The organism is Pantoea sp. BRR-3P, from assembly GCF_039621635.1.
Lineage (GTDB): Bacteria > Pseudomonadota > Gammaproteobacteria > Enterobacterales > Enterobacteriaceae > Pantoea > Pantoea floridensis.
In genome coordinates, this window is sequence record NZ_CP155066.1 from 717,913 (window position 1) to 732,223 (window position 14,311).

Annotated in this window: 15 protein-coding genes; 13 read left to right on the forward strand and 2 right to left on the reverse strand. The window is 56.5% G+C overall.

What is annotated here, in order from left to right:
• Positions 1-86: 86 nt before the first annotated feature.
• Both AAGR08_RS03230 and AAGR08_RS03235 read right to left on the reverse strand, forming a co-directional pair.
• Positions 87-371, reverse strand: coding sequence for a YciI family protein (locus tag AAGR08_RS03230; protein ID WP_345828500.1), 285 nt, complete (start codon positions 369-371; stop codon positions 87-89).
• Between the two features lie 9 nt (positions 372-380).
• Entirely contained in the window at positions 381-1,403 is a 1,023-nt protein-coding gene (locus AAGR08_RS03235) for an aminopeptidase (protein WP_345828501.1), read from the reverse strand.
• Positions 1,404-1,651: 248 nt separating this feature from the next.
• Between AAGR08_RS03235 and cysG the strand changes: the two genes are divergently transcribed.
• The 13 genes from cysG to AAGR08_RS03300 all read left to right on the forward strand — a co-directional run bounded on the left by cysG (position 1,652) and on the right by AAGR08_RS03300 (position 14,286).
• On the forward strand, positions 1,652-3,067 hold the full coding sequence (gene cysG / locus AAGR08_RS03240) for a siroheme synthase CysG (RefSeq protein WP_345828503.1): 1,416 nt from the start codon (positions 1,652-1,654) through the stop codon (positions 3,065-3,067).
• Between the two features lie 9 nt (positions 3,068-3,076).
• A complete protein-coding gene (gene cysD, locus AAGR08_RS03245) occupies positions 3,077-3,985 on the forward strand; it encodes a sulfate adenylyltransferase subunit CysD (RefSeq protein ID WP_007893231.1) in 909 nt (302 codons plus the stop codon).
• A gap of 10 nt (positions 3,986-3,995) precedes the next feature.
• Positions 3,996-5,423 carry a sulfate adenylyltransferase subunit CysN gene (gene cysN / locus AAGR08_RS03250; protein WP_345828505.1) on the forward strand — a complete coding sequence of 476 codons (1,428 nt, stop codon included), beginning with the start codon at positions 3,996-3,998 and terminating at the stop codon, positions 5,421-5,423.
• A complete protein-coding gene (gene cysC / locus AAGR08_RS03255; protein ID WP_345828506.1) occupies positions 5,423-6,028 on the forward strand; it encodes an adenylyl-sulfate kinase in 606 nt (201 codons plus the stop codon). The genes cysN and cysC overlap by 1 nt, the downstream gene beginning before the upstream one ends.
• A gap of 55 nt (positions 6,029-6,083) precedes the next feature.
• Positions 6,084-6,404, forward strand: a complete 321-nt coding sequence (locus AAGR08_RS03260; protein WP_097096257.1) for a DUF3561 family protein — start codon at positions 6,084-6,086, stop codon at positions 6,402-6,404.
• Between the two features lie 171 nt (positions 6,405-6,575).
• The gene (gene ftsB / locus AAGR08_RS03265; protein WP_013510229.1) at positions 6,576-6,893 is read left to right on the forward strand and encodes a cell division protein FtsB; all 318 of its coding nucleotides are present in this window, start codon (positions 6,576-6,578) and stop codon (positions 6,891-6,893) included.
• A gap of 3 nt (positions 6,894-6,896) precedes the next feature.
• Positions 6,897-7,613, forward strand: a complete 717-nt coding sequence (gene ispD, locus AAGR08_RS03270; RefSeq protein WP_345828513.1) for a 2-C-methyl-D-erythritol 4-phosphate cytidylyltransferase — start codon at positions 6,897-6,899, stop codon at positions 7,611-7,613.
• Positions 7,613-8,095 carry a 2-C-methyl-D-erythritol 2,4-cyclodiphosphate synthase gene (gene ispF / locus AAGR08_RS03275; protein WP_097096259.1) on the forward strand — a complete coding sequence of 161 codons (483 nt, stop codon included), beginning with the start codon at positions 7,613-7,615 and terminating at the stop codon, positions 8,093-8,095. Before ispD ends, ispF begins: the two co-directional genes overlap by 1 nt.
• Entirely contained in the window at positions 8,092-9,135 is a 1,044-nt protein-coding gene (truD, locus tag AAGR08_RS03280; RefSeq protein ID WP_345828515.1) for a tRNA pseudouridine(13) synthase TruD, read from the forward strand. Before ispF ends, truD begins: the two co-directional genes overlap by 4 nt.
• A gap of 15 nt (positions 9,136-9,150) precedes the next feature.
• Positions 9,151-10,194 (forward strand): LacI family DNA-binding transcriptional regulator, encoded by a 1,044-nt coding sequence (locus AAGR08_RS03285; protein WP_061719934.1) that lies wholly within the window; start codon positions 9,151-9,153, stop codon positions 10,192-10,194.
• Between the two features lie 159 nt (positions 10,195-10,353).
• Positions 10,354-11,424: an SIS domain-containing protein gene (locus AAGR08_RS03290; protein WP_345828518.1), complete on the forward strand. Its 1,071-nt coding sequence runs from the start codon at positions 10,354-10,356 to the stop codon at positions 11,422-11,424.
• 31 nt (positions 11,425-11,455) lie between these two features.
• Complete coding sequence (locus AAGR08_RS03295) at positions 11,456-12,823, forward strand: PTS transporter subunit EIIC (protein WP_097096263.1); 1,368 nt, start codon at positions 11,456-11,458, stop codon at positions 12,821-12,823.
• A gap of 83 nt (positions 12,824-12,906) precedes the next feature.
• Entirely contained in the window at positions 12,907-14,286 is a 1,380-nt protein-coding gene (locus AAGR08_RS03300) for an OprD family outer membrane porin (protein WP_345828520.1), read from the forward strand.
• The last annotated feature ends 25 nt before the right edge of the window (positions 14,287-14,311 follow it).

Sequence of the window (14,311 nt, forward strand, 5' to 3'; positions counted from 1 at the left end):
CGAAGATTTAATACGCAGCACCACCTAAACAGTTCCTTCTCCCGCTTGCGGGAGAAGGTTAGGATGCGGGAAAAATCGCACCCAACCTAAACCCCCTGCAACCCCGCAAACGCCTCCGCCGCCCGCGTCACATTCACCTTCGTCACCTCATAATGCGCCACCGCGACAAACGGATCTTCCGCCAGGATGGTATCCAGTCGTGTGCGATCGATATCCTTAGCCAGGATCACGCCGCCGGTGCGCGGCTCTTTACGTCCCGCCGCGATAAACACACCATTGGCGAAATAGCGGTCCAGCCACTCGATATGCGGTGCCAGCAACGCTTCGACTTCTTCTACCGGACGAAAATAGTTCAGATATACCACGTACATAGTGAATCCTTAGGTTGTCGGATTGGCGAGTTCGGTCAGCAGCGGCAGCAAAATCTTTACGCTATCGCGCGTGCGTTGGGTAATACGGCCTGGCAGCCAGCGATCGAGATAATTCAGGTTATCGCGATCGGTTTGATGGCGCACGTTGCCTTCCGGAAAATGGCTGGAACGCGCGCGCTGCTGCTGTCCATCTTTGTTGCCCAGCGTCCAGTTGGCGGCGGTGACATCCATTAACGGCATACCGGCTTTATCAAACGGATTCACGCCCGGATAATCACGTGCGGTCATAATATGGCTGGCGGCGGAAATACCATAACGACGTGCGATCTGCACCGCACGCGCGCTGGTTTGCTTGCGCACCGCCGACGGCGTATTGATGCCGCTATTAAAGTAGAGATGATCGCCCACAATCAGGCTATTGAGATCAACCACCAGCAGCGTGTTCTTCTTCTCCTGCGCGCTCATGCGCGCCAGGTAATCATCCATGCCGTGCAGGCCCGCCTCACCGGCGCTCAGCGCCACAAAGCGCACGCCATAGTGTAGCGGGGTTTTGCTCAGCGCCTGCGCCAGCTCCAGCATCACGCCAAGGCCAGACGCATTGTCATCTACGCCCTGCAAACGCAGGCCGCCGAGATTGTTATCGGCCTCATGGCGGCTGAGCGGTGTCCAGGTATCCAGGTGGGTAACGATCAGGATCTCCTGCGGCACCTCCCCGGCACGTGCGGCAATCACCGACGTGGCGGTGACTTTATGGGTGCGGCTCTCACCCTTTTTCTCCACCCATTCATAGCGGGTGTTGAACTGGCGGGTGTTGCTCTGATAACCGAGCTGGTCAAACTGCTGCTGTAAATAATCGGCGGTCAGCAATTCGGCCGGACTGCCGCTCATGCGGCCAGGAAAATAGGTGGCGATATGGCGTAGCTGCTGTTCTGCAAAGTGTCCCGGCGCGAGGGGATTCGCTGCCTGAACAAAGAAAGGCAAACCGCCCGCAATCAGTGCAGCCAGCACGGTGCGGCGGAGAGTGGCAAACATAGTTATTATCCTTTTCTGACATCCCGTCATGCTAAAAAAATTCCGAGATAGTATGAAACTGTGACGACGCTTGCACAATTTGATTTGCTCCGAAACACCAGCAATATCATTTGTTAAGCACAAAATGTTATCAGTAATCCTGGGTCGTTATTCCATTCGGTAACTACTCATTCCAATTCGTAATTTCATCTGCCGGAAGGGCGGGACGTATAGTCGCGTTAACTTATTGTAAAACTAGCAAGGTTAACGTGGATTATCTGCCTCTCTTTGCCGATCTCAAAAGCCGTCCGGTGCTGGTTGTCGGCGGTGGCGACATTGCTGCGCGCAAAATTGAGCTGCTGCGGCGCGCCGGCGCGCGCGTGCTGGTCGCGGCGCGCGATCTCGGCCATGAACTGCAGGCGTTGCTGGAGATTAAGGCGATTGAATGGATCGCCCTCAGCTTCGATCCGGCCCAGCTGGACGGCGTGTTCCTCGTGATTGCCGCTACCGATGACAACGCGCTCAATGCCCAGGTATTTGAAGCCGCCAACGCGCGCCACAAGCTGGTGAACGTGGTGGACGATCAGCCGAGATGCAGCTTTATCTTCCCATCGATTGTCGATCGCTCGCCGCTGGTGGTTGCGATCTCCTCCAGCGGCACCGCGCCGGTGCTGGCCCGTCTGCTGCGTGAAAAGATTGAGGCGTTGTTGCCTGCCAACCTTGGGCAGATGGCCGAAGTGGCGGGGCAGTGGCGCGACAAAGTGAAGCAGCGCTATCACCGCATGTCTGAACGTCGTCGTTTTTGGGAGCGCGCCTTTAACGGGCTGTTCGCCAGCCAGATGGCGGCGGGCAATGTGAACGAAGCGCGCCGCACGCTCGATCATGAGCTGGAGAATGACAGTGATAACCAGGGCGAAATTACGCTGGTTGGCGCCGGTCCAGGCGACAGCGGGTTGCTGACGCTGCGGGGCTTACAGGTGATGCAGTTGGCTGATGTGGTGCTGTATGACCATCTGGTCAGCGATGAAGTGTTAGAGCTGGTGCGCCGCGATGCCGATCGCATCTGCGTCGGCAAACGCGCCGGTGCGCATTCGGTGCCGCAGGAAGAGACCAATCAGCTGTTGGTGAGCCTGGCGCAGCAGGGTAAACGCGTGGTGCGTCTGAAAGGTGGCGATCCGTTTATTTTTGGTCGCGGTGGCGAAGAGCTGCAGGCCGCGCAGGCCGCCGGGATTCCCTTCCAGGTGGTGCCCGGCATTACCGCGGCAGCGGGCGCAACCGCCTATGCCGGTATCCCGCTCACTCATCGCGACTACGCGCAGAGCGTGTTGTTTATTACCGGGCACTGCCGCGCGGAGGGTGACGGCATTGATTGGCCGTCGCTGGCGCGCGCACGGCAAACCTTAGCGATTTACATGGGCACGGTGAAAGCAGCGGAAATCGCCGCCGGGCTTATCGAACATGGGCGCGCGGCCTCCACGCCGGTGGCGGTGATTGGCCGCGGCACGCGTCAGGATCAGCAGGTGCTGACCGGGACATTAGATCAACTGGAGTCGCTGGCAGCCGCCGCGCCCACGCCCGCACTGTTAGTGATTGGCGAAGTAGTGAATTTGCACGGGCAATTGGCCTGGTTCCAACATTCGGCACAGCAGGGGGCTCGTGAGTCCGCCGTTGTCAATTTGGCTTGAGGAAAAATTATGGACCAAAATCGTCTTACTCATCTGCGCCAGCTGGAGGCAGAGAGTATCCATATCATCCGCGAGGTGGCGGCCGAGTTCAGTAATCCGGTGATGATGTACTCCATCGGCAAAGACTCCTCGGTAATGCTGCATCTGGCACGCAAAGCCTTCTATCCAGGCACGCTGCCATTTCCGCTGCTGCATGTTGATACCGGCTGGAAATTCCGTGAAATGTACGAGTTCCGCGATCGCACCGTGAAAGCGATGGGTGCGGAGCTGCTGGTGCACCGCAACCCGGAAGGCGTGGCGATGGGCATAAATCCCTTCGTACACGGCAGTGCCAAGCATACCGACATCATGAAAACCGAAGGCCTGAAGCAGGCGCTCAATAAATATGGCTTCGATGCGGCCTTTGGCGGCGCACGTCGTGACGAAGAGAAGTCGCGCGCTAAAGAGCGTATCTACTCGTTCCGCGATCGCTTCCACCGCTGGGACCCGAAAAACCAGCGCCCGGAGCTGTGGCACAACTATAACGGCCAGATTAACAAAGGCGAAAGTATTCGCGTGTTCCCGCTCTCCAACTGGACCGAGCTGGATATCTGGCAGTACATCTTCCTGGAAAATATCGAAATCGTGCCGCTGTACCTTGCTGCGCCGCGCCCGGTGCTGGAACGTGACGGTATGCTGATGATGATCGATGACGACCGTATCGATCTGCAGCCCGGCGAAGTGATCAAACAGCGTATGGTGCGTTTCCGTACCCTCGGCTGCTGGCCGTTAACCGGCGCGGTGGAATCCGAAGCGCAGACGCTGCCGGAAATTATTGAAGAGATGCTGGTCTCCACCACCAGTGAACGCCAGGGGCGCGTGATTGACCGCGACCAGGCCGGTTCGATGGAAATGAAAAAACGTCAGGGTTATTTCTAAGGAGACGCAGATGAATACCGTTATTGCACAACAGATTGCCGATCAGGGCGGCGTAGAAGCCTGGCTGACCGCGCAACAACACAAAAGCCTGCTGCGTTTCCTCACCTGTGGTAGCGTCGACGACGGCAAAAGTACGCTGATTGGTCGCCTGCTGCACGACACGCGTCAAATTTATGAAGATCAGCTTTCCTCGCTGCACAACGACAGCAAACGTCATGGTACCCAAGGCGAGAAGCTTGACCTCGCCTTGTTGGTCGATGGTTTGCAGGCCGAGCGCGAGCAGGGCATCACTATTGATGTGGCATACCGCTACTTCTCCACCGAGAAGCGCAAATTTATCATTGCCGACACGCCGGGACACGAACAGTACACGCGCAATATGGCGACGGGCGCCTCGACCTGCGATTTAGCGATCCTGCTGATCGATGCGCGAAAAGGCGTGCTGGATCAGACGCGCCGTCACAGTTTTATCTCCACGCTGCTGGGCATCAAACATCTGGTGGTCGCCATCAACAAGATGGATCTGGTGGAGTATAAGCAAGAGACCTTCGAGCAGATCAAACAGGATTATCTCGATTTCGCCGCGCAGCTGCCGGACGATCTTGATATTCGCTTTGTGCCGATGTCGGCGCTGGAAGGCGACAACGTGGCGACGCCGAGCGTGACCATGCCGTGGTACAGCGGCCCAACTCTGCTCGACGTACTGGAAACCGTTGAACTGAACCGCGTGGTGGATCATCAGCCGATGCGTTTCCCGGTGCAGTATGTCAATCGTCCGAACCTCGATTTTCGCGGTTATGCCGGTACGCTGGCATCTGGCGTGGTGAAAGTGGGCCAGCGCGTGAAAGTGCTGCCATCAGGCGTGGAATCCACCATTTCGCGTATCGTGACCTTCGATGGCGACTTGCCTGAAGCGGGTGCCGGTGAAGCCATTACGCTGGTGCTGAAAGATGAGATCGACATCAGCCGTGGCGATCTGCTGGTAGATGCCGCTGCCGATCTGCAAGCGGTGCAATCCGCCACGGTGGACGTGGTGTGGATGGCCGAGCAGCCGCTGCAGCCGGGTCAAAGCTATGAAGTGAAGATCGCCGGGAAGAAAACCCGTGCGCGCGTGGAGAAAGTGATTCATCAGGTGGAGATTAACTCGCTAGAGAAACGCACGGTTGATAGCCTGCCGCTCAACGGCATCGGCCTGGTGGAACTGACCTTTGACGAACCGATGGTGCTGGATGCCTATCGTCAGAATCCGGTCACCGGCGGCATGATCTTTATCGATCGCCTGAGCAACGTCACGGTCGGCGCGGGGATGATCAATCAGCCGCTTAGCGATGTGCGTACGCAAGCAGGTCAGTTCAGCGATTTCGAGCTGGAGCTGAACGCGCTGGTGCGTCGTCACTTCCCGCACTGGAACGCGCGTGACCTGCTGGGTGGTAAGTAATGGCGCAGCACGATGAAAACGTGGTGTGGCACGATCATCCGGTAACGCGCGAGGAGCGCGAACAGCAGCATGGCCATCAAGGCGTGGTGCTGTGGTTCACCGGACTTTCCGGCTCGGGCAAATCCACCGTGGCCGGCGCGCTGGAGCAGGCGCTGCATCGCGCCGGGGTGAACACTTACCTGCTGGATGGCGACAACGTGCGTCACGGCCTGTGCCGTGACCTTGGTTTTAGCGATGACGATCGTAAAGAGAACATCCGCCGCGTGGGCGAAGTGGCGAAATTAATGGTCGATGCCGGTTTAGTGGTGTTGACCGCCTTTATCTCGCCGCATCGTGCCGAGCGCCAAATGGTGCGCGATCTGCTGGGCGACGGGCAGTTCGTTGAGGTGTTTGTCGATACGCCGTTAGCGGTGTGTGAAGCGCGCGATCCCAAAGGCCTCTACAAAAAAGCCCGTGCCGGCGAGCTGCGTAATTTCACCGGTATCGACAGCGTGTATGAAGCGCCAGAAGCCCCTGAAATCCATCTTGATGGCGAACAATTGGTTACAAAACTGACCGGCCAATTGTTAGACCTGCTGCGTCACCGCGATATCATCAAATCCTGAATCGACAGCGGCGAATCCTCTTGGGTTTGCCGCGCTTAGCGTCAACAGGATCTCTATGCAGAACGTAACGCCCATGCTAGCCCGTAAAGATGAACGCACCCCAGATGAGCCTCGCTCATCGCTGCCGGGCGGCGTGATTGGCTTTCTCTCGTACTGGTGCGCGCTGGCGATTCCGTTCTTGCTCTACGGCTCCAATACGCTGTTCTTCTTCCTCTACACCTGGCCCTTCTTCCTCGCGCTATTACCGGTTTCGGTGCTGATTGGCATCGTGCTGAGCCTGACTTTCCGCACCCACTTATTCTGGAGCGGTATCGCCACGGCGATGGTGGTGGTGTGCCTGTTCTGGCTGCTGTTCTCATTTCTTTCAGGTTGGTAACCCGCACCTGATGTGCAAACGCATCGGCTGGTTACAAAACTTTACCTGCCGTCTCGCGCCTCTCTCTGTCATTATTTGCCCGGATCATCGCGGGTACGCAGCATTTTCGCCGCCGCAGTGGAGTCCTGCGTCAAGTTATGGGATGATTGGGCCGTTTTTCAGGGGGCGGGGATGGGAAAACTGACGTTACTGCTACTCGTGCTGCTGGGATGGCTCCAATATTCCCTGTGGCTGGGTAAGAACGGTATTCATGACTATACGCGCGTCAACGATGACGTGGCGTCACAACAGGCGAATAACGCCAAACTTAAAGCGCGTAACGATCAGCTGTTTGCCGAAATTGACGATCTCAATGGCGGCTCTGAAGCGATCGAGGAACGCGCACGCAATGAACTGGGCATGATTAAGCCCGGTGAGACTTTCTATCGTCTGGTGCCAGACCAGAACAAACGTAACGCGCAACAAGCTGCGCAAAACCAACAACGATAAGCCATGAACCAGCGCCCGATCCTTGCGGATGTGATTGCCGTGGTGCCCGCCGCAGGTGTGGGCAGCCGTATGCAGGCTGCCTGCCCAAAACAGTATCTGACCATTGGTCAATTCACCCTTCTTGAACACAGCGTCGCACGGCTTCTGGCTCATCCGGCGGTTAAACAGGTCATTGTGCCGGTCAGTAACGACGACGGCTGGTTTGATTCGCTGCCGCTGGCGCAGGATTCGCGAATTGTCAGAGTGACGGGTGGCGACACGCGCGCCGAATCGGTGCTGGCGGGTTTAAACGCCATTCAGCATCACGAATGGGTGCTGGTACACGACGCTGCGCGCCCGTGTTTGCATCCTGACGATTTAGCGCGCCTGCTGGCAATACGTGAATACAGCAAGGTGGGCGGGATTTTAGCCGCGCCGGTACGCGACACCATGAAACGCGGCGAGCCGGGCAAAAACGCCATTGCGCATACCGTGGATCGCGAAGATTTATGGCATGCGTTAACACCCCAATTTTTCCCGCATCAACTGCTCACCGCTTGCCTGACGCGCGCACTCCATGAAGGCGCTACCATTACTGATGAAGCGTCAGCGCTGGAGTATTGCGGTTATCATCCTGAGTTGGTGAGCGGGCGCAGTGACAATATTAAGGTGACGCGGCCAGAAGATCTGGCGCTGGCGGCCTTCTATCTTACCCAGATTCAGTTACAGGAGAGCGCATGATGCGTATCGGTCACGGTTTTGACGTTCACGCTTTTGGCGGCGAAGGTCCGTTAGTGATTGGTGGGGTGCGTATTCCCTTCGAACACGGTTTTATCGCCCATTCCGATGGCGATGTGGCGCTGCATGCGTTGACAGACGCCTTGCTCGGCGCCGTGGCGATGGGCGATATCGGCAAGTTATTCCCCGATACCGATCCGGCGTTTAAGGGCGCGGACAGCCGCGGCCTGCTGCGCGAAGCCTGGCGTCGTATCCAGCAGAAAGGCTACCGCATCGGCAACGTTGATGTGACGATTATTGCGCAGGCCCCCAAAATGCTGCCACACGTGCCACAAATGCGCGTCAATATCGCCGAAGATCTCGGTTGTCACATGGATGAAGTTAACGTTAAAGCGACGACCACAGAAAAGCTCGGCTTTACCGGTCGCGGTGAGGGCATTGCCTGTGAGGCGGTTGCGCTGCTGATTAAGGCCGATCGGGCATGAGTGAGCTGCGTTACCTGCACGGCGTCCCCAATGCCAGCGGCGTGATTAAAGCCAATCCCGAAGATTTTGTCGTGATTGAAGATCTTGGCTATCCGTTCGATGGCGAAGGGGAGCAGGTTTTAGTTCGCATTCGTAAAATTGGCTGCAACACCCGCTTTGTTGCCGAAGCTATCGCTAAATTCCTTAAGGTGCCGGTACGCGATCTCAGCTTTGCCGGCATGAAAGATCGTCATGCCGTCACCGAGCAGACGCTGTGCTTCCGCGTGCCAGGCAATGCGATGCCCAATCTGGCCGGTTTTCAGCTGGAGGGCGTCGAAATTCTGCAGGTGATCCGTCACAAACGCAAACTGCGCACCGGCGCGCTGGCAGGCAACGCCTTTCGGTTAATCGTGCGCCAGATTTCCGATCGCAGCGACGTTGAAACGCGCCTGCAGCAAATCCAACAGCACGGCGTGCCGAACTATTTTGGCGAGCAGCGCTTTGGTCGCGGTGGTAACAACCTGACGCAGGCGAAATTGTGGGCTGAGGGTAAATTCCGCCCGCGCGATCGCAGTATGAAAGGCATTTTACTCTCCGCTACGCGCAGCCAGCTGTTCAACCAGCTCACCAGCGCGCGACTGGTAAGCGAAGGTTCCCTCGATCGCGTACAGGTAGGCGATGCACTGCAGCTGGCCGGTCGCGGCAGTTGGTTTGTCGCGCAAGCTGAAGAGCTGCCGTCGCTGCAACAGCGCGTTGCGAACCATGAGCTGCGTATCACCGCGCCACTGGCCGGACGCGGGGAATTAGGGACCCAGGGTGAGGTGCTGGCGTTCGAACAGGAACAGCTGGCGACCGCATCCGATCTGCTGGCTTTGCTGGATCGCGAACGCGTTGATGCGGCACGTCGCGCCATGCTCGTGGTACCAAAAGATCTGCGCTGGAGCTGGTGGGATGATGTCACGCTGGAGATGCAGTTTTGGCTACCCGCCGGAAGCTTTGCTACCAGCGTCGTACGTGAGCTGCTGAGCAACGGTGCGGCAGCGCCGATTGGCGATGAATAGGCTCATTCGGCAATCATGAGCAAAAATCTCACTATTAAGGATATTGCGCTGCTCGCCGGTGTTTCCATTACTACCGTCTCGCGCGTGCTCAATAAGCATGCGTGGGTTTCAGAAAAGACGCGCGCGCGCGTCGATAAAGTGATTGCTGAGCATCAGTTCAGTCCTAACCTGATGGCGCGCGGCATGATTTCGCGCCAGAGTTACACTCTGGCTGTCATCGTTTCCGATATCACCAACCCCTACTTCGTTACGCTGGTGGCGCAGATTCAGCAAGCCTGCCTGGCCATCGGCTATAAAATTACGCTTTACGATACGCAGTCCGCCAACCGCAGTCAGGACGCTTCAGGCGACGAAAGCGCTATTTTTCAATCAATTATTGATAGCCAAATTGATGGCGTGATCGTGTTGGGTGGTCATAGCGACTATGCGCCTATTCCTCCAAGCTATCTGGCGATGCTGGACACGCTGATGAGCAAAATGGCGGTGGTAGTGGTGGGGCAACCTCATCCGGATAATCTCTGGCCGTGCGTGATGCGCGACCACCAACACTGTGTCGAGCTGGCGGTTAATCATTTGCTGTCGCGTGGTCTGCGTGATATCGCCTTTATCGGCGGGTCGCGCAAAGTATGGGTTACGCGCGAGCGCGTCAGCCATTTTCGTCGCGCTCTTGAACAGGGGGGCGTTACGCCGTGCGAGGCGTGGATTTGCCTGAATAACTTCTATCCGCAGCACGGTTATCAAGCAGTTGAAACGCTATGGGATTTGCCTCAGCCGCCGCAGGCGCTGGTGGCTATCAACGATCGTGTGGCGATGGGGGCCATTCGCGCCCTCAACGATCGCGCCATTCAGGTGCCTCAACAGGTTGCCGTGATCAGCTGCGAGCGCTTTCCCGGTAGCGAATTCTTCATTCCCCGCATCACCAGCGTCGATCATCAAAATCCGCTTCTTGGGCAGAACATCATCACGATGATGATGGCCCAACTCGACGGGATCTTAGCCGATGAGGCGCGTCGAACTGCACCGCCGCTACCGGCGCTGATCGCCGGCGAATCCGCCTGATTCTTTACGCGCTCCTTTAATTCCCAGCGATCCACGCTTTGTTAGCGCGATCGCATTTTGTCGATCATCTCGTTGACTTAATCTGCGCCATTAAATAAGTTTGCCTGCAACCTGAAAACGTTTTCAGGTTTTTTCAGGAAATCGGTTTAAGGAGCGGCAATGAAACCCACCATGATGACTTACATCCACCAGCAGCCTGAGGTGCTGAGCAACCTGCTAGCGAACTATCCAGAAGGTTTGCCCGCGCTTGGCGCTGCAAAATCGGTGCTGGTGCTTGCCACAGGCTCCAGCATTAACGCCGCGCTAAGCGCAAAATATTATGTTGAACGGCTAACGGGCGTGCGCATCAGCGTGCAGGAGCCGTTTCATTTCCAGCATTACGAGCACTGGGATCCCACCACCGATCTGGTTTTCGCGATTTCACAAAGCGGTGAAAGCACTTCAACGTTGGCCGCCATTGAGGCGCTCAAGCAGCAGCACGGCGTGGCAACCTGGGGAATGACCAGCAAGATGGCGAGTCCTCTCGCTCAGACGGTGGATCACGCCGTGGAGATCCGCAGCGGCGAAGAGCGCGTTGGCTACGTTACGAAAGGCTATTTAGCCACCATCATGACGCTGATGCTCATCGGCCTGCATAGCGCTCGCCAGAGCGGCCGTTTGAGTGCTGAACAAGAGCAACAAGAACTCGCGATGCTGCAGCGCGGTGCGGCAGCCCTTCCAGACATCATTGCGCGTACTGAAACCTTCTGGCAGCGCTGGCAGGCGGATCTTACCGCCGCGCCACGTTTTATCTCGATTGGCTTTGGTCCAGCGTTGGGTGTGATTAAGGAGATGGAGACCAAGTTCAGTGAAACGGTACGCGTGCCTTCGCAGGGAATTGAGCTAGAGGCGTTTATGCACGGCCCCTATTTTGAGATTAACCCGCAGCACCGCCTGTTCTTTATTGATGTTGATGCACCTGTTCGCGAACGTCTGCGCCTGCTACGTGACTATGAACAGCGCGTGACGCCTCATGTCTGGAGCCTGTGCCTGGGCGAAAGCAATGACGAACGCACGCTGGCGCTGGGTGTAGAAGTGAGCGAATGGATCGCGCCGCTGCTGCTGGTGGTGCCCTTCCAAATCCTGGCGCACCACATTGCGGAAGCGAAGGGCAACAATCTGCCGCAGCGTATTTTCACCGACTTTGGTGTGTCGATGAAGAGCAAAACCAAACCGGGCGATTACGACTAACATCGGGCGCGATGTAATAAGGATAACAACGATGAAACTCGATTACGTGAAGCTGGCGCAAGCCATCAAAGAGCAGATCGGCGGCGACGATAATATCAGCCATATCTCGCACTGCGCGACTCGCTTACGCCTGGCTATTCACGATATAGCCAAGGTCGATATTCCCGCAATTAGCGGTTTGCCGGGGGTGATTCGCGTCGTGAATGCACCAGGACAACTGCAGGTAGTCGTAGGCCCGCAGGTAGAGCAGCTGTATCAGGCCATGCAGCACGGTGCTGCACCGGTAGTGGAGCCCGCTAAACCGGGTACTGACGAACGCGGCCTTGCTGGAAAAATGCTGGCGACGCTTGGCGCTATTTTCACCCCCTATATCGGCGTGCTGGCTGGAATTGGCGTCATCAAAGGGGTTATGGTGCTGCTGCAAACGCAGGGTCTGGTTTCCAGTGATGACCTGCTTTTTGCCATGTTCAATGCCCTGGCCAGCGGCGTATTTGTCTTCTTGCCGCTGTTTATCGCCGTGACTGCCGCCGATCGTTTCGGGGCCAGCCGCTTCACCGCGCTGGCGCTAACCGCAGCAATGGTATTTCCTCTTACGCAGCCCGATCTGCCGCAGCACTTCGCCCTGTTTGGTTTGAGTATCAGCCTGAAAATTTACGGTGGAGCGGTGATCCCCGCGATTCTGGCGGTCCTGCTGCTGAGCAAAGTTGAACGCAAACTGAAGCAGTGGATTCCGGACGTCGCGGCGCTGGTTTTTGTGCCGTGTCTCGCGCTGATTATCTGTGGCTTTGTGGTATTTACCATCATCGGCCCGCTGGCCGATTACGTGGGGATCGGTATCGCCAATGGTTACAGCTGGCTATATCAGCTCAGTCCTATGATCTCCGGCGCTCTACTGGCGGGTATTGGCCAGCTGTTCGTGGTATTCGGTGTGCATTGGGGCATCATCCCCCTCGCGCTGATTAATATTCAGGTGCAGGGCTATGACACCATCATGGCGATGTTCATGTCGGCGGTGATGGGGCAGTTTGGCGCGGTGAGCGGCGCGATCTTTATTGCCCGTAATCTTCGTGACCGCCAGATTGCCATCTCGGCTTCGCTCTCCGCTTTCTTCGGCATTACTGAACCCGCGCTGTACGGCGTAAACCTCAAATTCCGCATGTTGTTTATCTTCGGCTGCATCGGTGCGGCGTTGGGCGGCGGCATTACCGGACTGCTACAGGTAAAAACCTACAGCTTCCTGCCAGTACTAAACGTGTTTGAACTCGGTCTGTTTGAAGGACCCGAGTCGAAAATGATTTATGAAGTGGCGGCAATTGCCGTGGCCTTCCTGGTCCCCTTCATTCTAACGCTGATTTATGGTCGCTGGACGCGGCCGAGTGTGACGACGCCCCGCGCCTGACGCGCAACATTTTTAAATACTGACCAACAGGGAATAGGTATGCGGCCGCTATCGCAGGGTTGCGTACACCTTAAGGAAATATAATGAACGCTTTACTTCAGGGAAAAAAAGTGGCGCTGCTGCCGTTGGCAACGTTGATGTTGTTTGCGGCACCGCCCGCGGTTGAAGCCGCAGGTTTTATTGAAGACAGCAAATTAGATGGCACGCTGTACTACTGGCAGCGCCATCGCGAACGCAAAGATCTCAATCCCGATAGTAGCCATTACCAGCACTATCAAACCAATTTGCATCACAGCACGCTGACTGGCGCGCTGGATTATCAATCGGGCTATCTGGCGGACGTTGTCGGCGTTGATATCGCCGCCTTTGGAACCTGGGATCTGTTTGAAGGAAGCCCGGCACATCCTAACGAAATTAGCTTTAGCCATGGTCCCTCTATGTGGGAAGACCGCGGCGTCGGCGAAAAAAATAGCCTCGATCTTTATCGTGCAGCGCTGAAGTTCAAGGCCGGTGATTATTGGCTACGTGCCGGTTATATCCAGCCGAGCGGCCAGACGTTGTTGGGTACGCAGTGGGGATTTTTACCCGGCACCTATCAGGGTGTTGAAGTCGGAGCTGTATATGATTATGGCTCAGCCGGGGCGCTGTCGCTTTCATGGATGGGAGCCAACAAATATAAAGCGCCGTGGTATCGCAAAATGTACGAGTTTCGCGAAATTGACCGCCAGACGCGCATTCGCTATTTGCATTCGTTAGGCGGCAAATACGACTTCAAAAACGGCAACACGCTTGAGCTGGCGTGGGGAGAATCACCGCACTATCTCGATAAATATTTCGCCAAGGCCGCGCGTCAAACCACGCTTTGGGAAAATCCGCTGAGCATGAGCTGGCAATTTTACGGCTCGCAGGATCGTACGGGCCGCCATGATGTTTATGATGAATTCGCCTGGCAACAAGGGTTAACGCTGGCGTATCAGGTGGATCGTTATCAGTTCCGTCTGGAGGGCAGTGTGGTGCACTCGCCGGGTAAACAGGGCTATTACACCGTCGCGATGACACCGATTTACCCTAACTCCGCAGGCCGCATCGATATGTGGTGGGACTCGCGTTCTGACTTCAATGCCGACGGCGAGAAGGCGTTGTTTGCCGGCATGATGGTCGATCTCAGCGATATCCTCTGGCCTGGCGTTAGCATCGGCGGCTCCTTTGCCTGGGGCTGGGATGGCAAACCAGCGCGCGGTGGTGATTGGTCACAGAACCAGCGCCTGACCGAAACCGCCATTAATGGCGATCTGGTCTGGCAGGTGCAATCCGGCTGGGCTAAAGACACCGTATTTAAACTGCATCTCACCGCCTTCAATAATCATAGCGATAACCCAAGTTGGGGTGGTGGCTATGGCAACGTTTTCCAGGACGAAAAGGACATCAAATTCCTGATGATTGCCCCTTTTAGCCTGTTTTAATCACTCACGACACAAAGGATGATGA